21 protein-coding genes are annotated in these 16,225 nt (G+C 65.7%); 19 read left to right on the top strand and 2 right to left on the bottom strand.

Annotated elements, in window-relative coordinates; translation table 11 throughout:
* Positions 1 to 13: 13 nt before the first annotated feature.
* The gene (gene hisD / locus ACYZGB_RS13660; RefSeq protein ID WP_462388951.1) at positions 14 to 1,396 is read left to right on the top strand and encodes a histidinol dehydrogenase; all 1,383 of its coding nucleotides are present in this window, start codon (positions 14 to 16) and stop codon (positions 1,394 to 1,396) included.
* Here the strand turns inward: hisD and ACYZGB_RS13665 are convergent.
* The gene (locus ACYZGB_RS13665; protein WP_462388953.1) at positions 1,383 to 1,805 is read right to left on the bottom strand and encodes a DUF2917 domain-containing protein; all 423 of its coding nucleotides are present in this window, start codon (positions 1,803 to 1,805) and stop codon (positions 1,383 to 1,385) included. The genes hisD and ACYZGB_RS13665 overlap by 14 nt on opposite strands.
* Before the next feature lie 152 nt (positions 1,806 to 1,957).
* On the opposite strand from ACYZGB_RS13665, the gene ACYZGB_RS13670 reads away from it, so the two are divergent.
* The 17 genes from ACYZGB_RS13670 (at position 1,958) to tatC (ending at position 13,595) form a co-directional block, all read left to right on the top strand.
* Positions 1,958 to 3,406 (top strand): aminotransferase-like domain-containing protein, encoded by a 1,449-nt coding sequence (locus ACYZGB_RS13670; RefSeq protein WP_462388955.1) that lies wholly within the window; start codon positions 1,958 to 1,960, stop codon positions 3,404 to 3,406.
* A 59-nt stretch (positions 3,407 to 3,465) separates the two neighbouring features.
* Positions 3,466 to 3,690: a CopG family transcriptional regulator gene (locus ACYZGB_RS13675; RefSeq protein WP_291472038.1), complete on the top strand. Its 225-nt coding sequence runs from the start codon at positions 3,466 to 3,468 to the stop codon at positions 3,688 to 3,690.
* An 18-nt stretch (positions 3,691 to 3,708) separates the two neighbouring features.
* Positions 3,709 to 4,161 carry a PIN domain-containing protein gene (locus ACYZGB_RS13680; protein ID WP_462388956.1) on the top strand — a complete coding sequence of 151 codons (453 nt, stop codon included), beginning with the start codon at positions 3,709 to 3,711 and terminating at the stop codon, positions 4,159 to 4,161.
* Positions 4,158 to 5,282, top strand: coding sequence for a histidinol-phosphate transaminase (gene hisC / locus ACYZGB_RS13685; protein WP_462388958.1), 1,125 nt, complete (start codon positions 4,158 to 4,160; stop codon positions 5,280 to 5,282). Before ACYZGB_RS13680 ends, hisC begins: the two co-directional genes overlap by 4 nt.
* Positions 5,279 to 5,914: an imidazoleglycerol-phosphate dehydratase HisB gene (hisB, locus tag ACYZGB_RS13690; RefSeq protein ID WP_462388959.1), complete on the top strand. Its 636-nt coding sequence runs from the start codon at positions 5,279 to 5,281 to the stop codon at positions 5,912 to 5,914. The genes hisC and hisB overlap by 4 nt, the downstream gene beginning before the upstream one ends.
* Before the next feature lie 52 nt (positions 5,915 to 5,966).
* A complete protein-coding gene (gene hisH, locus ACYZGB_RS13695; protein ID WP_462388961.1) occupies positions 5,967 to 6,635 on the top strand; it encodes an imidazole glycerol phosphate synthase subunit HisH in 669 nt (222 codons plus the stop codon).
* A gap of 81 nt (positions 6,636 to 6,716) precedes the next feature.
* A complete protein-coding gene (gene hisA, locus ACYZGB_RS13700) occupies positions 6,717 to 7,457 on the top strand; it encodes a 1-(5-phosphoribosyl)-5-[(5-phosphoribosylamino)methylideneamino]imidazole-4-carboxamide isomerase (RefSeq protein WP_462388963.1) in 741 nt (246 codons plus the stop codon).
* A gap of 41 nt (positions 7,458 to 7,498) precedes the next feature.
* Positions 7,499 to 8,299 (top strand): imidazole glycerol phosphate synthase subunit HisF, encoded by an 801-nt coding sequence (gene hisF, locus ACYZGB_RS13705; RefSeq protein WP_462388964.1) that lies wholly within the window; start codon positions 7,499 to 7,501, stop codon positions 8,297 to 8,299.
* Complete coding sequence (locus tag ACYZGB_RS13710) at positions 8,299 to 8,877, top strand: hypothetical protein (protein ID WP_462388965.1); 579 nt, start codon at positions 8,299 to 8,301, stop codon at positions 8,875 to 8,877. Before hisF ends, ACYZGB_RS13710 begins: the two co-directional genes overlap by 1 nt.
* Before the next feature lie 230 nt (positions 8,878 to 9,107).
* A complete protein-coding gene (gene hisI / locus ACYZGB_RS13715) occupies positions 9,108 to 9,506 on the top strand; it encodes a phosphoribosyl-AMP cyclohydrolase (protein WP_462388992.1) in 399 nt (132 codons plus the stop codon).
* 5 nt (positions 9,507 to 9,511) lie between these two features.
* On the top strand, positions 9,512 to 9,910 hold the full coding sequence (locus ACYZGB_RS13720) for a phosphoribosyl-ATP diphosphatase (RefSeq protein WP_462388967.1): 399 nt from the start codon (positions 9,512 to 9,514) through the stop codon (positions 9,908 to 9,910).
* Positions 9,907 to 10,293 carry a DUF4870 family protein gene (locus tag ACYZGB_RS13725; RefSeq protein ID WP_462388968.1) on the top strand — a complete coding sequence of 129 codons (387 nt, stop codon included), beginning with the start codon at positions 9,907 to 9,909 and terminating at the stop codon, positions 10,291 to 10,293. The genes ACYZGB_RS13720 and ACYZGB_RS13725 overlap by 4 nt, the downstream gene beginning before the upstream one ends.
* On the top strand, positions 10,286 to 11,335 hold the full coding sequence (locus tag ACYZGB_RS13730; protein WP_462388970.1) for a patatin-like phospholipase family protein: 1,050 nt from the start codon (positions 10,286 to 10,288) through the stop codon (positions 11,333 to 11,335). The genes ACYZGB_RS13725 and ACYZGB_RS13730 overlap by 8 nt, the downstream gene beginning before the upstream one ends.
* Before the next feature lie 164 nt (positions 11,336 to 11,499).
* Positions 11,500 to 11,856 (top strand): histidine triad nucleotide-binding protein, encoded by a 357-nt coding sequence (locus tag ACYZGB_RS13735; protein WP_462388971.1) that lies wholly within the window; start codon positions 11,500 to 11,502, stop codon positions 11,854 to 11,856.
* Between the two features lie 106 nt (positions 11,857 to 11,962).
* Positions 11,963 to 12,205, top strand: coding sequence for a Sec-independent protein translocase subunit TatA (gene tatA, locus ACYZGB_RS13740; protein ID WP_462388973.1), 243 nt, complete (start codon positions 11,963 to 11,965; stop codon positions 12,203 to 12,205).
* 62 nt (positions 12,206 to 12,267) lie between these two features.
* A complete protein-coding gene (gene tatB, locus ACYZGB_RS13745; protein WP_462388975.1) occupies positions 12,268 to 12,732 on the top strand; it encodes a Sec-independent protein translocase protein TatB in 465 nt (154 codons plus the stop codon).
* Between the two features lie 68 nt (positions 12,733 to 12,800).
* On the top strand, positions 12,801 to 13,595 hold the full coding sequence (tatC, locus tag ACYZGB_RS13750) for a twin-arginine translocase subunit TatC (protein WP_462388977.1): 795 nt from the start codon (positions 12,801 to 12,803) through the stop codon (positions 13,593 to 13,595).
* Between the two features lie 280 nt (positions 13,596 to 13,875).
* On the opposite strand, the gene ACYZGB_RS13755 is transcribed toward tatC, so the two are convergent.
* Positions 13,876 to 15,027, bottom strand: a complete 1,152-nt coding sequence (locus ACYZGB_RS13755) for a trypsin-like peptidase domain-containing protein (RefSeq protein ID WP_462388979.1) — start codon at positions 15,025 to 15,027, stop codon at positions 13,876 to 13,878.
* A 138-nt stretch (positions 15,028 to 15,165) separates the two neighbouring features.
* On the opposite strand from ACYZGB_RS13755, the gene ACYZGB_RS13760 reads away from it, so the two are divergent.
* Positions 15,166 to 15,933: a Nif3-like dinuclear metal center hexameric protein gene (locus ACYZGB_RS13760; RefSeq protein ID WP_462388980.1), complete on the top strand. Its 768-nt coding sequence runs from the start codon at positions 15,166 to 15,168 to the stop codon at positions 15,931 to 15,933.
* Positions 15,934 to 16,225: the final 292 nt, after the last annotated feature.

Raw genomic sequence — 16,225 nt, forward strand, 5'->3', positions numbered from 1 at the left:
ACCGACTGAAACTATGACTTTGGTAGCTGCTCCCGCCCGTCTGTCCACCTCTGCGGCCACTTTTGAGGCTGATTTTGCAGCCCGCCTGCATTGGTCTGCCGACGCCGACGCGGCCATCGAGCAGCGCGTGGCCGACATCCTGGCCGATGTGCAAAAGCGCGGCGATGCGGCGGTGCTGGAATACACCGCCCGCTTCGACGGCCTCTCGGCACCGAACATGGCCGCGCTGGAGCTGACCCAGGCCGACTTCAAGGCCGCTTTCGACGCCATTCCGCAGGCCCAGCGCGACGCGCTGCAGGCCGCTGCCAAGCGCGTGCGCAGCTACCACGAGGCGCAAAAGAAAGCCTCGGGCGAGAGCTGGAGCTACCGCGACGAAGACGGCACCTTGCTGGGCCAGAAGGTCACGCCGCTGGACCGCGTGGGCATCTACGTGCCCGGTGGCAAGGCTGCCTACCCGTCGAGCCTGCTGATGAACGCCATCCCGGCCCATGTGGCGGGCGTGCAGGAAATCATCATGGTTGTGCCCACGCCCGTGCGCGGCAGCGTGGCGACGGGCGGAACGGGCGAGGGCACCTCGACAAGAGGTGAACGCAACGAGCTGGTGCTGGCAGCCGCCTACGTGGCGGGCGTCACGCGCGCCTTCACCATCGGCGGCGCCCAGGCCGTGGCGGCGCTGGCCTACGGCACGGCCACCGTGCCCAAGGTGGACAAGATCACCGGCCCCGGCAACGCCTACGTGGCCAGCGCCAAGAAGCGCGTGTTCGGCACGGTGGGCATCGACATGATCGCTGGCCCCAGCGAAATCCTGGTGCTGGCTGACGGCAGCACGCCGCCCGACTGGGTGGCGATGGACCTGTTCAGCCAGGCCGAACACGACGAGCTGGCCCAGAGCATCCTGCTGTGCCCCGACGCCGCCTACCTCGATGCCGTGCAGCGCGAGATCGACCGCCTGCTGCCCACCATGCCGCGCGCCGAGATCATCGCCAAGAGCCTCACGGGCCGGGGCGCGCTGATCCTCACCAGGGACATGGAGGAAGCCTGCGCCATCAGCAACCGCATCGCACCCGAGCATCTGGAAGTGAGCAGCACCGACCCGCACCGCTGGGAGCCGCTGCTGCGCCACGCGGGTGCGATTTTTTTGGGGGCCTACACCTCCGAAAGCCTGGGTGACTACTGTGCGGGCCCCAACCACGTGCTGCCCACCAGCGGCACGGCACGCTTTTCGTCGCCATTGGGTGTGTACGACTTCCAGAAGCGCAGCAGCCTCATCGAGGTGAGCGAGGCGGGTGCCCAGGTGCTGGGCACGATCGCCGCCGAGCTGGCCTATGGCGAGGGCCTGCAGGCCCACGCGCAAGCCGCAGAGATGCGGCTGACCACGCCCGTCAAGCCGCGCTGATCGCGCCCCGGGGCGGGGTGCTCGGTGCGGGCGTGGGCACCACAGAGGCCCTTGGTGGCGCAGTGACTGCGGCAGCGGGTGGGTACGTTGCTCCCTCCACCGCCCGGTGTTTCGCCCAGCTCAGCTGCGCAGGGCGGCTGCCTTCGGCGCTCACGCGCAGCCGTACCGGGCCGGTGAACGACAGGCGCTGCCCGGCCTCCAGAAAATAATCCTCCAGCAGGCCGTCGCAGGTCACCCAGACACGGCCTTGTTCGACTTCGAGCAGGGCGATTTCGCCCGCACGGAAGTCCAGCACCTGGACGGCCTGCAGTGGCGGCAGCGGCTGGCGCTTCCATTGCAGGGTGAGGGGCGCCGCAGGCTGGGTGGGCAGCGTGGGCGACGGCGGGGTGGGGGTGTGCAGCGTGTTCATGCCTTCACTGTGCTGCCAGGGCGCGCGCGGCGCCACGGACAGGCATGCAGGACCTGGTCCAGTACAGACTGGCTGTATTGGCCATCTGTACTGTATGGGCTGCATCTGCTCTGTACTGGCTATTTGTCTGGCTGCCAGTACAAAATGCAGCCATGGCCACCGATGACGCTCTTCCGCTCTATCTCCAGATCGCCGAGCAATTGGCGCAGCTGATCCGCAACGGCACGTTGGCGCGTGGCGAAAAGCTGCCGTCGGTGCGCGAGCTGGCACGCCAGCACGGCGTGGCGCAGACCACGGTGGTGCAGGCCTACCACTGGTTGGAGGATGCGCGCCTTATCACAGCCCGCCCGCGCTCGGGTTTTTTTGTGGCGGCTCGGCCTGTGAGCTTGCCTGAGCCCAGCACGCCGCGCTCCATGCGTCGCCCGCGCGAGGTGTCGGTGGATTGGCTGGGCCAGCGCATCCTGGGGCGTAACCAGCCCGAGAACATGGTGTCGTACAGCAGTGGCACTCCTGGTCCGGAGCTGTTCAACCCCGACCGGGTGCGCCGCGCCGTGGTTCGCGCCGCGCAGCGCCATCGCAATCTGCTGTGCACCTATCCCAGCTCTTCGGGGCACGAAGATGCGCGCCGCGCCATCGCGCGCTACGCCGTGGGTCTGGGTTGCAGTCTGGACCCCGAGAACATTGTGATCACCGGGGGCTGCATGGACAGCATTGCGCTGTGTCTGCGCGCCGTGACGCAGCCAGGCGACGTGGTAGCGCTGGAGTCGCCCACGCACTTTTCGTTTTTGGAGGTGCTGCAGGGGCTGCACCTCAAGGCACTGGAGATTCCCACCCACCCGCGCAATGGCCTTTCGCTCGATGCGCTGCAGCTTGCGCTGGAGACACAACCTGTCAAGGCCTTGATGGTGGTGCCGACGCTCAGCAACCCGTTGGGTAGCTGCATGCCGCAGGCCGAGCGCAAGCGTCTGGTGCAGATGGCGGCGCGGCATGGCATGGCGGTCATCGAGGATGCGATCTACAACGACCTTGTGGAGGTCGATGACATGCGCCGCACCGTCAAGTCGTATGACACCACGGGCCATGTGATGCTGTGCGACTCGTTCTCCAAGACACTTGCGCCGGGGCTGCGCCTGGGCTGGCTGGAGGCGGGGCGCTGGGCTGACAAGGTCCGAGGCATCAAGGACCTGCAGGCGGGCGGGCAGTCGGCCGTCCTGGAGCTGGCGCTGGCCGACCTCATCACCCAGGCGGGCCATGCGGCGGCAATGCGCCAGCTGCGTACGGCCGTGGCGGCGCGCATGGACGAAGTACGGCACGTTGTCGCCGCCCGTTTTCCGCAGGGCACGCGTGTGAGCGACCCGCCGGGCGGCTTGCTGCTGTGGCTGGAGCTGCCGCGTGCGCTGGATTCGGTGCAACTGCACGAGGCCTGCTTGGCACAGCAGATCCTGATTGCACCCGGCACGGTATTCAGCGCAAGCGGGCGATTTCGCAACTGCTTGCGCATCGGCGTGGGCGGCGACTGGTCGCCCGCGCACCTGGAGGCGTTGCGCACCGTGGGCGATATGGCCACCCGCATGCTGCAGGGCCAACGGCAGGCTGCCTGATCAAGGTGGAAAAATAAACACGAAGTTCGTGTGGCACGAAATTCGTGTAATATGGCCCCATGAAAAACGTCACCGTGACCATGGACGACACCGTTGCCGAATGGGTGCGCGTGGAAGCCGCCAAACGCGGCAGCAGCGTGTCCCGCCTGCTCGGTGAATGGCTGGCCGAAAAAATGCGCCAGGAAGACGCTTATGCGCAGGCCATGCGCGAGGCGCTGGGCTTCGAGAGCTGGGGTGCATCCAGCGGGCCTTATGTGCCGCGCGAGACCTTGTTCCTGCGCTGACCCGCAAGCTGACAACGCATGAGCACCGTCCCCATCTTTGTTGACACCGAAATCCTGCTGGCCAGCGTGGACGACCGCGATGCCGGGCGCCAGGCGCGGGCGCGCGAATGGATCAGCTTTTGCTGGCAGACGCGCAGCGGCCGTATCAGCTCGCAGGTGCTCAACGAGCTCTACAACCAGGCGATCCAGCGCTTTGAGGGCCCCCAGGTGCTGCAGCAGGTGCGTGCCCAGGTGCGCCGCCTGCGCGTGTGGCTGCCGCCACACCTCGACTCCTATACGGTGGACGGCGCCTGGGATCTGCAGGACCGTTACCGCCTGGGCTACTGGGATGCGCTCATCCTTTCGTCCGCCCACCAGCAAGGCTGCCGCTACCTGCTGACCGAGGCGCTGCCGCATGGCGAGCCGCTGGACGCCGTGTGCCCCATCAACCCGTTTCTCACCACCCCCAACGAACTGGACACCGCCGAATGACCAACGCCGCTCCATCTTCCCCGCTTCAAGCCCTGGCCCGCATCCGCCCCGACGTGCGCGCCATGCACGCTTACGGCGTGCAGCCCTCCACCGGCATGCTCAAGATGGACGCGATGGAGAACCCGTTCCGCCTGCCCGCGCATCTGCAGGCCGCGCTGGGCCAGCGCCTGGGCGCGGTCGCGCTCAACCGCTATCCCGGCGACCGCCTGCTGGACCTCAAGGCTGCCCTCGCCAAATATGCTGGCATGCCCGAGGGCTACGGCGTGGTGCTGGGCAACGGGTCGGACGAACTCATCACCCTGCTGGCCCTGGCCTGCGCCCAACCCGGCACGGGCCAGCGCGCCACCATGCTCGCGCCCATGCCGGGTTTTGTGATGTACCCGCTGTCCGCGCAGCTGCAGGGCCTGGACTTTGTCGGCGTGCCGCTCACGCCCGACTTCGAGCTGGACGAGCCCGCCATGCTGGCCGCCATCGCCCAGCACCGCCCGGCCATCACCTACATCGCCTACCCCAACAACCCCACGGCCACGCTGTGGGACGAGGGGGCGGTGCAGCGCATCATCGACGCCGCGGGTGCGCAGGGCGGCATCGTGGTCATGGACGAGGCTTACCAGCCGTTTGCCAGCCGCACCTTCATCGACCGCATGCGGGCCGAGCCCGCGCGCAATGCCCACGTGCTGCTGATGCGCACGCTCAGCAAGTTCGGCCTGGCGGGCGTGCGCCTGGGCTACCTCATCGGCCCCGCTGCCTTTGTGAGCGAGATCGACAAGGTGCGCCCGCCCTACAACGTGAGCGTGCTCAACTGCGAGGCTGCGCTGTTCGCTCTGGAGCATGCCGACGTGTTTGCCGCGCAGGCTGCCGAGATCCGTGCCGAGCGCACCAAGGTGCTGGCGGCCCTGCGCCAGATGCCCGGCATCGAAAAATGCTGGGACAGCGAGGCCAACATGATCCTCATCCGCGTGGCGGATTCCGCCCGGGCCTATGACGGCATGAAAAACCGCAAGGTCCTCGTCAAGAACGTTTCTACAATGCACCCATTGCTGGCCAACTGCCTGCGCCTGACGGTGGGCGCCGCCTCCGACAACGCGCAGATGCTGGCCGCCCTGCAAGCCTCCCTATGACTTCCTCCGCACTCGTCCCCTCCACGACCACCGACCCCCTGGCCGACCGCATCGCCGAGGTCAGCCGCAACACCGCCGAGACGCGCATCCGCGTGCGCATCAACCTCGATGGCACGGGCCAGGCCAAGCTGCACACCGGCATCGGCTTCTTCGACCACATGCTCGACCAGATTGCCCGCCACGGGCTGATCGACCTCGACGTCGACTGCGAAGGCGACCTGCACATTGACGGCCACCACACCGTGGAAGACGTGGGCATCACGCTGGGCCAGGCGTTTGCGCGCGCCGTGGGCGACAAGAAGGGCATCCGCCGCTACGGCCACGCCTATGTGCCGCTCGACGAAGCGCTGTCGCGCGTGGTGGTCGATTTCTCGGGCCGCCCCGGGCTGCACATCGATGTGAAGTTCACGGCGGGCAGCATCGGTCAGCTCGATACGCAGCTGGTGTACGAGTTCTTCCAGGGCTTCGTGAACCACGCGGGCGTCACGCTGCACATCGACAACCTCAAGGGCTTCAACGCCCACCACCAGTGCGAAACCATCTTCAAGGCGTTCGGGCGCACGCTGCGCGCGGCGCTGGAGCGCGACCCGCGCTCGGCCGGTGTCATCCCGTCCACCAAGGGTTCTTTGTGATTTTTATGAATCAAATCGGGCCTCTGCGCCTGATGGGTAAGCGCCAGTAGCTATGAATATGGAAGCAAAAACAGTGGTGGTCGTGGACTACGGCATGGGCAACCTGCGCTCGGTGTCGCAGGCCGTCCAGGCCGCCGCCCAGGGGACGGGCTGGACGGTGCTGGTCACCCAGCGCCCCGAAGACGTGCGCGCCGCAGCACGCGTGGTGCTGCCCGGCCAGGGTGCGATGCCCGACTGCATGCGCGAGCTGCGCGAATCCGGCCTGCAGGAATCGGTGCTTGAAGCCGCTGCCACCAAGCCCCTGTTCGGTGTGTGTGTGGGCATGCAGATGCTGCTGGACCACAGTGCCGAGGGCGATACCCCCGGCCTGGGCCTGATCCCCGGCGACGTGCTCAAGTTCGACCTGGCCGGCCGCACCCAGCCCGATGGCAGCCGCTTCAAGGTGCCCCAGATGGGCTGGAACCAGGTGCGCCAGATGGAGCACGGGGGGGCTGTGCACCCCGTGTGGGCCGGTGTGCCCGACAACAGCTATTTCTACTTTGTGCACAGCTTCTATGCCGTGCCGCAAAACCCCGTCCATTGCGCGGGGCAGGCCGACTACGGCGGTGTTTTCGCTGCGGCCATTGCACGCGATAATATTTTTGCGACGCAATTCCACCCGGAGAAAAGCGCGGAACATGGCCTGGCCCTGTACCGCAACTTTCTGCACTGGAATCCCTGATTCTTTTTCTCCACCCTTCCTCCTCAACCATCCCGTTCGGGCCGCGCCGAGATTTGGCCGATCCCCTGAACCCCCACCACCATGCTGCTCATCCCCGCCATCGATCTCAAAGACGGCCACTGCGTACGCCTCAAGCAAGGCGATATGGACCAATCCACCACCTTTGGCGAAGACCCCGCCGCCATGGCGCGCAAGTGGGTGGACGCAGGCGCACGCCGCCTGCACCTGGTGGACCTCAATGGCGCCTTCGCGGGCGTGCCCAAGAACTACGGCGCGATCAAGTCCATCCTCAAAGAGGTGGGCGATGACATTCCCGTGCAGCTGGGCGGCGGCATCCGCGACCTGGACACCATCGAAAAATACATCGACGGTGGCCTGCGCTACGTGATCATCGGCACGGCGGCCGTGAAGAACCCCGGTTTCCTCAAGGACGCGTGCAGCGCCTTTGGTGGCCACATCATCGTGGGCCTGGATGCCAAGGACGGCAAGGTCGCCACCGATGGCTGGAGCAAGCTCACCGGCCACGAAGTGGTGGACCTGGCCAAGAAGTTCGAGGACTGGGGCGTTGAATCCATCATCTACACCGACATCGGCCGCGACGGCATGCTTTCGGGCATCAACATCGACGCCACGGTGAAGCTGGCCCAGGCTTTGAGCATCCCCGTGATTGCCTCGGGTGGCCTGTCGAACATGGCCGACATCGAGCAGCTGTGTGCGGTGGAAGGCGAGGGCGTCGAAGGCGTGATCTGCGGCCGTGCCATCTACAGCGGCGACCTGGACTTTGCAGCTGCGCAAGCGCGGGCTGACGAGTTGAATGGGTAACAACCCCCGGGGCGGCAGCGCCGCCCCATTGGACATCTGACATGCTTGCCAAACGCATCATTCCCTGCCTCGACGTCACCGGAGGCCGCGTGGTCAAGGGCGTCAATTTTGTCGAACTGCGCGACGCGGGCGACCCGGTCGAGATCGCTGCGCGCTACAACGCCCAGGGGGCCGACGAACTCACGTTTCTGGACATCACCGCCACCAGCGATGGCCGCGACCTGATCCTGCACATCATCGAGGCCGTGGCCAGCCAGGTGTTCATTCCCCTCACCGTGGGCGGCGGCGTGCGCACCGTGGAAGACGTGCGCAGGCTGCTCAACGCGGGTGCGGACAAGACCAGCTTCAACTCGGCCGCCATCGCCAACCCCGAGGTGATCAACGCCGTGTCGGCCAAGTACGGCGCGCAGTGCATCGTGGTGGCCATTGACTCCAAACGCCGCTCGGCCGAGGATGCCCAGCGCATCGGCGCCCACGGCCAGCCCGTGGGCGCGGGCTGGGATGTCTACAGCCACGGTGGGCGCAAGAACACGGGCCTGGATGCCATTGCCTGGGCCACCGAGATGGCGCAGCGCGGCGCGGGCGAAATCCTGCTGACCAGTATGGACCGCGACGGCACCAAGGCAGGTTTTGACCTGGAGCTGACCCGCGCCGTCAGTGACGCCGTGGGCGTGCCCGTGATCGCCTCGGGCGGCGTGGGCAATCTCGACCACCTGGCAGACGGCATCCAGACCGGTGGCGCCGACGCGGTGCTGGCCGCCAGTATCTTCCACTACGGCGAATACACCGTGGGCCAGGCCAAGGCCCGCATGGCCGAGCGCGGTATCCCCGTACGGCTGTGATGGCTGTTCCGTTCGCAGGCCTGCGCCGGCTGCTGACGGTGGCGTTGGCTGGCGCGGCCACGGCGCTGCCTGCTGCGGCCCAGGTGCCACCCCCGTCGTACGCGAGCTTTTCCGAGCGCCTGCCTTGTGTGCACCGCATTGGCCGGTGTTTTGATGCGACCATCGGCGGCAAGCCGGTGGAGGTGATTGCCGACAAGGCCGAATTCGACAAGCTCAAGGCCCTGCTGCAAACGCTCAACAGCAATGTGCGCGATGTGCACTGGGTCGTGCGCGACCCCGTGCCGGGCGCCCAGGCGCTGGACGTGGCAACCCGCGCCACCCCCCTGGGCCTGCCCCATGTGGGGGACGAGAAGGAAGAGCCCGACGTGATCGTCTATGCCCTGGATGGCCAGGACCTGGAGAGCGAGTCCGAACTGGTGGCGAATTCCAGCGTGCGCATCAATGGCCAGCCGGTGGTGACGCAGCAGGAAACCCTCACGCAGGACTTCCTGCCCCCGGGCCGCTACGCCTTCGCCATCAAGTACCTGGGCCGCAAGAACTGGGACCGCAAGTGGGTCTTCCTGACGGTCGCGCGGTGAGTGAAAAAAATCGGCTTCTCCGCGCTATGGGTAAGCGTTTGTAGCTATTGTTTTTGAGTGGGTGTGCGGCGGGCAGCGCGGCAGCGCCAAGGGCCGCGTGCCCACAGCCCGGTGGATTTCGATTGCTCATTTTTTAGTAGCTGCGTGCGCATGGTGGTCGCGCCCAAAGGGCCAAAATGACCTCAAACCTGCACCTTGGGCGCACGGGCTCTCCAGGCAAATCGCCGACAATCCCCGCCATGAACTGGCTCAACGAAGTGAAATGGGATGCGCAGGGCCTGGTGCCCGTGATTGCGCAAGAGCAGGGCACGGGCGACGTGCTGATGTTTGCGTGGATGAACCGGGAGGCGCTCGAAAAAACGGCCGAACTCGGCCGCGCCGTGTACTTCAGCCGCTCGCGCAAGAAGCTGTGGTTCAAGGGCGAAGAATCGGGCCATGTGCAGACCGTGCATGAGATCCGCCTGGATTGCGACAACGACGTGGTGCTGCTCAAGGTCACCCAGCTCGGCCACGAGCCTGGCATCGCCTGCCACACCGGCCGCCACAGCTGCTTTTTCAGCGTGCTCAAGGACGGCGCCTGGCAGCCTGTCGATCCGGTCTTGAAAGACCCCGAATCCATCTACAAATAACACCCATGAGTTCCAACGATTCCCTCGCCCCCGCGTCACAAGACGCGCTCGCGCGTTTGGCCGCTGTCATTGAAAGCCGCAAGCCGGCCAACGGCGGCGATCCCGACAAGAGCTATGTCTCGCGCCTGCTGCACAAGGGGCCCGACGCATTCCTCAAGAAGATCGGCGAAGAGGCCACCGAGGTGGTGATGGCGGCGAAGGACGTGGACCACGGGGCCGATAAATCTACGCTGGTGTACGAAGTGGCCGACCTGTGGTTCCATTCCATGGTGGCGCTGGCCCATTACGGCCTCACGCCTGCAGACGTGCTGGCCGAGCTGGAGCGCCGCGAAGGCACCAGTGGCATTGAGGAAAAAGCCTTGCGCAAGGCTGATGCGCGTGCCAGCCAGGAAGGTTCTTCATGAGCGATATCGTCGATGTGCAGACCAACGACCAGAAGGCCCAGAGCCTGAAAAACGTCGGCTGGGTCAGCTATGTGCTGCACCTCATTGTGGCCGTGGGGGCGGTGCTGCCGGGGGCGCAGGCCAGCGCACTGCTGCTGGTGATTGCGCTGGTGATCGATCTGGTCAAGCGCGGTGATGCCGAAGGCACCTGGCAGGCCAACCATTTCTCCTGGCGCATTCGCTCGACGATCTGGGTGGGTGTGCTGTATATCGTGACCGCGCCCCTGTGGCTGCTGCTGATTGCGCCGGGCTGGATTGCCTGGGGCATCATTTCGCTGTGGTTCCTGTACCGCATCGTGCGCGGCATGCTGGCCATGAGCAACAACCGGGCGGTGGATGCCTGAAGCCCCCGCAGCGCCGCTGCCGCGCCTGAACCTGGCCCTGCAAGGCGGCGGTTCGCACGGTGCGCTGACCTGGGGTGTGCTGGACGCGCTGCTCGAAGACGGGCAGTGGCACTTTGACGGCGTGAGCGGCACCAGTGCGGGCGCCATGAACGCCGTGGCCCTGGCCCACGGTTTTGCCCAGGCCGCGCATGAGCACAAAGACCCGCAAGACGCCCACCTGGCGGGCTGCCAGAAGGCGCGCGAGACGCTCACCCGCCTGTGGGAGGGCGTGGGCACGCTGGGCAGCCTGATGTGGGGCTCACCGCTGTCGGCTGCCAACCCCATGCTGGGCATGATGAGCCAGTGGCTCTCGCCCTACCAGACCAACCCCCTCGACATCAACCCGCTGCGCCGCCTGCTGGAGCGCGAGGTGGACTTTGACCTGCTGTGCACCGCGCGCCGTGCCCTCAGCGCCGCAGGCGGGCCCAAGGTGTTTGTGTGTGCCACCAATGTGCGCACCGGGCGCGGTGAGATCTTCTCGGGCCCCAAGCTCAGCGCGGATGCAGTGATGGCCTCGGCCTGCCTGCCGCTGCTGTTCAAGGCGGTGGAGATCGACGGCCAGCATTACTGGGACGGCGGCTATTCGGGCAACCCGGCACTGCACCCGCTGATCTACCAGACCGAAACCTCCGACATCCTGCTGGTGCAGATCAACCCCATCGAGCACCTGGAGTTGCCCCATTCCGGCCCCGAGATCATGGAGCGCATGAACGAGGTCACTTTCAACGCCAGCCTGCTGGCCGAGATGCGCGCCATCGAGTTCGTGCGCCGCCTGCTGGCCGAGGGCAAGCTGGACCCGCGCCGCTACAAGAGCGTGCGCATGCACCGCATCGACGGTGGCGCCGTGCTGGCGCCTTTCGGTGCCGACAGCAAGACCCGCGCCGACCTGCCTTTTGTGCGCAAGCTGTTCGCCCTGGGCCGCACGGCGGGGCAGGAATGGCTGCAGGCGCACCGCAAGGACGTGGGCGTGCGGCCCACCATCAAGATCGCTGACAATGCGTGAAGCCCCCTGTGTCGCCTGCGGCGCCTTCCCCCTCAGGGGGACGCCACCCGTGGCCTGGCAAAGCCAGTTCCACGGTGGCGCTGGCCCGGGGGCTCGCCGGTTTCAACCGGCGGTGAGCATGGCTCTGCGAGTTGTTTACAGCTAACTTCGAACCGATTTTTCCCATGCACGATCCGAACTGCCTCTTCTGCAAAATCATCGCGGGCCAAATTCCTTCGAAGAAGGTCTATGAGGACGAAGAAATCTTCGCCTTCCACGACATCCACCCCTGGGCGCCGGTGCACTTTCTGATGGTCCCCAAGCTGCATATCCCTTCGATGGCCCAGGTCACTTCCGAGCATGCGGGAGTGCTGGGGCGCATGATGGCGCTGGCCCCGAAGCTGGCGCTGGAGCAAGGCTGCAACCCGTACCCCGAGGGTGGCTTTCGCGTCGTGGTAAACACGGGTCTGGAAGGTGGGCAGGAAATCCACCACCTGCATGTCCATGTCATGGGTGGCCCCCGCCCGTGGCTCAAAGGCTGACCCAGACTGACGGCGCAAGCCGGTAGTTTCCCGCTGGGGAGCGCGTGCGCCGAACTCCGGTCACAGCCCCCGTCTAAAATGGTTGCAATTCGTTAGGAGATATTCCATGGGCTCTTTTTCCATCTGGCACTGGCTGATCGTGCTGCTGATCGTTGTGATGGTGTTCGGCACCAAGAAGCTCAAGAACATGGGCTCCGACCTTGGGGGCGCCGTCAAGGGCTTCAAGGACGGCATGAAGGACGGCGGCGCCGCCCCTGACACCGCCGCAACGCCCCCGGCTGGCCAGGTGGCCAACAGCCAGGCTGCCGACAAGACCACCATCGATGTCGAAGCCAAGCAAAAAAGCTGAGCCGGTGTGGCCGCTGACCCGCACACGCTGCACTCTGTTGTGCCCTTGCGCCTGATCCATCCATGATTGATATTGGCCTGTCCAAAATGGCGCTGATCGGTGCCGTGGCTTTGATCGTCATCGGCCCCGAAAAGCTGCCGCGCGTGGCCCGCACCGTGGGCACTCTGCTGGGCAAGGCCCAGCGCTATGTGTCCGACGTGAAGGCCGAGGTCAACCGCTCCATGGAGCTGGACGAACTCAAGAAGATGAAGGACACGGTGGAGAACGCGGCACGTGATGTGCAGAGTTCCATCCAGACCAGCGCCAGCGAGTTCGAGAAGGACTGGGCCGAAGCCACCGATACCAGCAACAATGCGGACCTGCGGGAGCAGTCCGCTGTGGTGCCCGCCTACAAACACCCGGGCAAGAACTGGCGCCTCAAGCGCGGCGCTGTGCCCCAGTGGTACAAGGCCAAAAGCGGTGTGCGCACCAAGGCGCAGTCCGGTGCGGCGCGTGTGGCCCGCTACCGCCCCCAGAAATTCCATTGACGATGACGCCGCGCGGCCCCCTGTGCGCGGCGCTGCATGGGCGCCCTGTGCGCACCTGAAAACCCACCATGTCCGACACCCCCACCAAAGAAGACGAGCTGGCCGGCACCGAGCAGCCGTTTGTGCAGCACCTGATGGAGCTGCGCGACCGGCTGGTCAAGGCCATCATCGCCATCGCCATTGCGGCGGCGATTCTGTTCTTCTTCCCTGGCCCCGGCGCGCTGTACGACTTTCTGGCGGCGCCCCTGGTGGCACACCTGCCCAAGGGGGCCACGCTGATCGCCACCTCGGTGATTTCGCCCTTCATGGTGCCGCTCAAGATCCTGCTGATGTCGGCCTTCTTGCTGGCCCTGCCGTTTGTGCTGTGGCAAGTGTGGGCCTTTGTGGCGCCCGGGCTGTACTCGCATGAGAAGAAGCTCGTGCTGCCGCTGGTGATCTCCAGCACGCTGCTGTTCTTCATCGGCGTGGCGTTTTGCTATTACCTGGTGTTCGGCCAGGTGTTTGCATTCATCCAGAGCTTTGCGCCCAAAAGCATCACAGCGGCGCCAGACATCGAGGCCTACCTGAGTTTTGTGCTGTCGATGTTCCTTGCGTTTGGTCTGTCTTTCGAGGTGCCGATTGCCGTGGTGGTGCTGGCCCGCATGGGTGTGGTCAGCGTGCAGAAGCTGCGCGAATTCCGTGGGTACTTCATCGTGATCGCGTTTGTGATCGCCGCCATCGTCACGCCGCCCGATGTGGTGTCGCAGCTGTCGCTGGCCATCCCCATGTGCATCCTGTACGAGGTGGGCATCTGGGCCGCGCAGGTTTTCATCAAGCACACCAAGGCGCCGGCAGAAGCGGAAGAGTCCGCATCGGCTCCCTGATTTCTTCCCTGGCTTTTTGAAGCGTTTGTTCCTGCTGGCGGTGCGCAGTGTACGCAGCGGGGCGGGGCAATCCAAAGCCTGAGGGGCAGGTCTGCGCTTCTTGCGCGATCCTTGGAGCCAGTTTTTTGGATGAAATTGACCGCTTCCGCACGTCCATAAACGACTTAATGCTATATTTTGTATAGCATTTGAGCAAGCCAGCGGTTTGTCCGCGCCCGCCTCTGTGGCAGCGGCCCCTTGGCGCAAGACGGGCCCCAGGGCCCGCCCGCAGCCTCCCCGCTTACCGCCGGATGTTCCGCTGCTGCGGCCGGGGGCGCACGCCGGGGTTGATGCTCAGCTCCACCAGCTTGTCCCCCCGCTGCACGTTGAAGGCCGAACTAGTGCCCGGTTTGAGGGCGGCCACGGCGCTCAGCAGCTCGGACACATTGCCCACGTTCTTGCCGTCCACCCGCACGATCACGTCTCCAGGGCGCATGCCGGCCTGGGCGGCGGGGCCGTCCTGCAGCACGCCGGTGATGATCACGCCCTCGGTGGCCTTCTTCACGCCAAAGGTCTCGGCCAGCTCGGGCGAGAGTTCGTTGGGCTCCACACCGATCCAGCCGCGCGTGACCTGCCCGTCCTTCACGATGCCGTCGAGCACCATGCGCGCCGTGGACACGGGGATCGCAAAGCCGATGCCCATGCTGCCGCCCGAGCGCGAGTAGATCGCGGTGTTGATGCCCATGAGGTTGCCGTTCACGTCCACCAGCGCGCCGCCCGAGTTGCCGGGGTTGATGGCCGCGTCGGTCTGGATGAAGTTCTCGAAGGTGTTGATGCCCAGCTGGCTGCGGCCCAGCGCACTCACGATGCCGCTGGTCACGGTCTGGCCCACGCCGAAGGGGTTGCCGATGGCCAGCACCTGGTCGCCCACGTCCAGGCCGTCGGAGTTGCCCAGCACGATCACGGGCAGCTTGTCGAGCTCGATCTTGAGGATGGCCAGGTCGGTGTCGGGGTCGGTGCCGATCACACGTGCGCGGGCGCGGCGGCTGTCGGTGAGGGTGACTTCAATTTCGTCCGCGCCCTCGACCACATGGTTGTTGGTGAGGATGTAGCCGTCAGGGCTCACGATCACGCCGCTGCCCAGGCCCGCCTGCGCCTGGCTGCCCTGGTCGCCAAAGAAGAACTGGAACCAGGGGTCGTTGCTGCGCGGGTGGCGCACTTCCTTGCTGGTGTTGATGCTGACCACGGCGGGCGCGGCCTTGCGCGCCGCACCGCTGAAGCTGCCCGCAGCGGGCTGCGAGGGCGCCGTGGTGGGCGCCTCCAGCAGCGCAATGCCGGCCCCGGAGCGTGTGGTGCCCCGGCCCAGCCAGTCGGGCTGCAGGGTGGCAACAACAAAATAGGCCGCAACGAACACCGTCACGGTCTGGGAGAACAACAGCCAGAGTCGTTTCATGAAATTCACGTCCCGATGAACGTACAGGTGGTGGGTAGGGAGAGGCCGAGAGCGCCGCCACCGGGGGCGGAGCCAAGCCGTCTCGCTGGCGGCATTGTCCCCCATGTGGGGGCTTGGGGCCCGCGCGACAATAGCGGCATGAGCATTTCACGCCACCAACTTTTGCAGGCATTCGACGGCCTGCTGCAGCCCGAACGCTTCAAGGACTACGGCCCCAATGGCCTGCAGGTCGAGGGGCGGCCCGAGATCCAGCGCGTGGTGAGCGGCGTGACCGCCAGCCGTGCCCTGATCGAGGCTGCGATTGCCGCCCGCGCAGACGCCATCTTTGTGCACCACGGCCTGTTCTGGCGCGGGCAGGACGGCCGCATCACGGGCTGGATGAAGCAGCGGCTACAGCTGCTGCTGGCGCACGACATCAACCTGTTTGCCTACCACCTGCCGCTCGATGCCCACGCCGAACTCGGCAACAACGCGCAACTGGGCCGCGTGCTGGGTTTTGCCGCCGATGCGCGGTTTGGCGAGCAGGACCTGGGGTTCTCCGCCCCGGCGGTTTTTGACGACGGTCAGGCCCTGGCCGACCATGTGGCGCAGGCGCTGGGCCGTGCCGTGACGCTGGTGCAGCCCACAGCCGCAGGTGGCATGCCATCTCGTCCTGTGCGCCTGGTGGCCTGGTGCACCGGGGGCGCCCAGGGGTATTTCGAGTCGGCCATTGCCGCAGGTGCCGATGCGTTCATCACCGGCGAAATCTCCGAACCCCAGGCCCACCTGGCGCGTGAGATGGGCGTGAGCTTCATTGCCGCCGGGCACCATGCCACCGAGCGCTATGGCGCCCCCGCCGTGGCCGCCCATGTGGCGGCGCGATGTGGGCTGGAGCACCAGTTCATCGAGATCGACAACCCGGCGTAGGCGCCTGCTTCGCCCTTGCATCCCCTGCCGGTGGGGGGGCGTTGCGCAGGGTGTTTACTCACTTATTCATAGCTGCCAAGGCCTTCTGATAGCGCGGTAGCGGCAAAAAAGCTTGCGGTTTAAACAACGAAGTGCACGTTGCCAAAAGGTAGGCCCAGATAAGTAAGTGAAGATGACTTGTGTGACCTGCCAGTCAACCCAAGTGCACCATGAACTACACCCATCTGAGCCAAAGCGAACGTTACCAAATCCAATGTCTGCGCGACGTGGGGCTGTCGATCACGCAGACAGC

Source organism: Acidovorax sp. Q11 (assembly GCF_054950075.1).

Coding starts and splice junctions, on each gene's coding strand:
- hisD (WP_462388951.1), top strand. CDS start 14: ATGACTTTGGTAGCTGCTCCCGCCCGTCTGTCCACCTCTGCGGCCACT.
- ACYZGB_RS13665 (WP_462388953.1), bottom strand. CDS start 1,805: ATGAACACGCTGCACACCCCCACCCCGCCGTCGCCCACGCTGCCCACC.
- ACYZGB_RS13670 (WP_462388955.1), top strand. CDS start 1,958: ATGGCCACCGATGACGCTCTTCCGCTCTATCTCCAGATCGCCGAGCAA.
- ACYZGB_RS13675 (WP_291472038.1), top strand. CDS start 3,466: ATGAAAAACGTCACCGTGACCATGGACGACACCGTTGCCGAATGGGTG.
- ACYZGB_RS13680 (WP_462388956.1), top strand. CDS start 3,709: ATGAGCACCGTCCCCATCTTTGTTGACACCGAAATCCTGCTGGCCAGC.
- hisC (WP_462388958.1), top strand. CDS start 4,158: ATGACCAACGCCGCTCCATCTTCCCCGCTTCAAGCCCTGGCCCGCATC.
- hisB (WP_462388959.1), top strand. CDS start 5,279: ATGACTTCCTCCGCACTCGTCCCCTCCACGACCACCGACCCCCTGGCC.
- hisH (WP_462388961.1), top strand. CDS start 5,967: ATGAATATGGAAGCAAAAACAGTGGTGGTCGTGGACTACGGCATGGGC.
- hisA (WP_462388963.1), top strand. CDS start 6,717: ATGCTGCTCATCCCCGCCATCGATCTCAAAGACGGCCACTGCGTACGC.
- hisF (WP_462388964.1), top strand. CDS start 7,499: ATGCTTGCCAAACGCATCATTCCCTGCCTCGACGTCACCGGAGGCCGC.
- ACYZGB_RS13710 (WP_462388965.1), top strand. CDS start 8,299: ATGGCTGTTCCGTTCGCAGGCCTGCGCCGGCTGCTGACGGTGGCGTTG.
- ACYZGB_RS13720 (WP_462388967.1), top strand. CDS start 9,512: ATGAGTTCCAACGATTCCCTCGCCCCCGCGTCACAAGACGCGCTCGCG.
- ACYZGB_RS13725 (WP_462388968.1), top strand. CDS start 9,907: ATGAGCGATATCGTCGATGTGCAGACCAACGACCAGAAGGCCCAGAGC.
- ACYZGB_RS13730 (WP_462388970.1), top strand. CDS start 10,286: ATGCCTGAAGCCCCCGCAGCGCCGCTGCCGCGCCTGAACCTGGCCCTG.
- ACYZGB_RS13735 (WP_462388971.1), top strand. CDS start 11,500: ATGCACGATCCGAACTGCCTCTTCTGCAAAATCATCGCGGGCCAAATT.
- tatA (WP_462388973.1), top strand. CDS start 11,963: ATGGGCTCTTTTTCCATCTGGCACTGGCTGATCGTGCTGCTGATCGTT.
- tatB (WP_462388975.1), top strand. CDS start 12,268: ATGATTGATATTGGCCTGTCCAAAATGGCGCTGATCGGTGCCGTGGCT.
- tatC (WP_462388977.1), top strand. CDS start 12,801: ATGTCCGACACCCCCACCAAAGAAGACGAGCTGGCCGGCACCGAGCAG.
- ACYZGB_RS13755 (WP_462388979.1), bottom strand. CDS start 15,027: ATGAAACGACTCTGGCTGTTGTTCTCCCAGACCGTGACGGTGTTCGTT.
- ACYZGB_RS13760 (WP_462388980.1), top strand. CDS start 15,166: ATGAGCATTTCACGCCACCAACTTTTGCAGGCATTCGACGGCCTGCTG.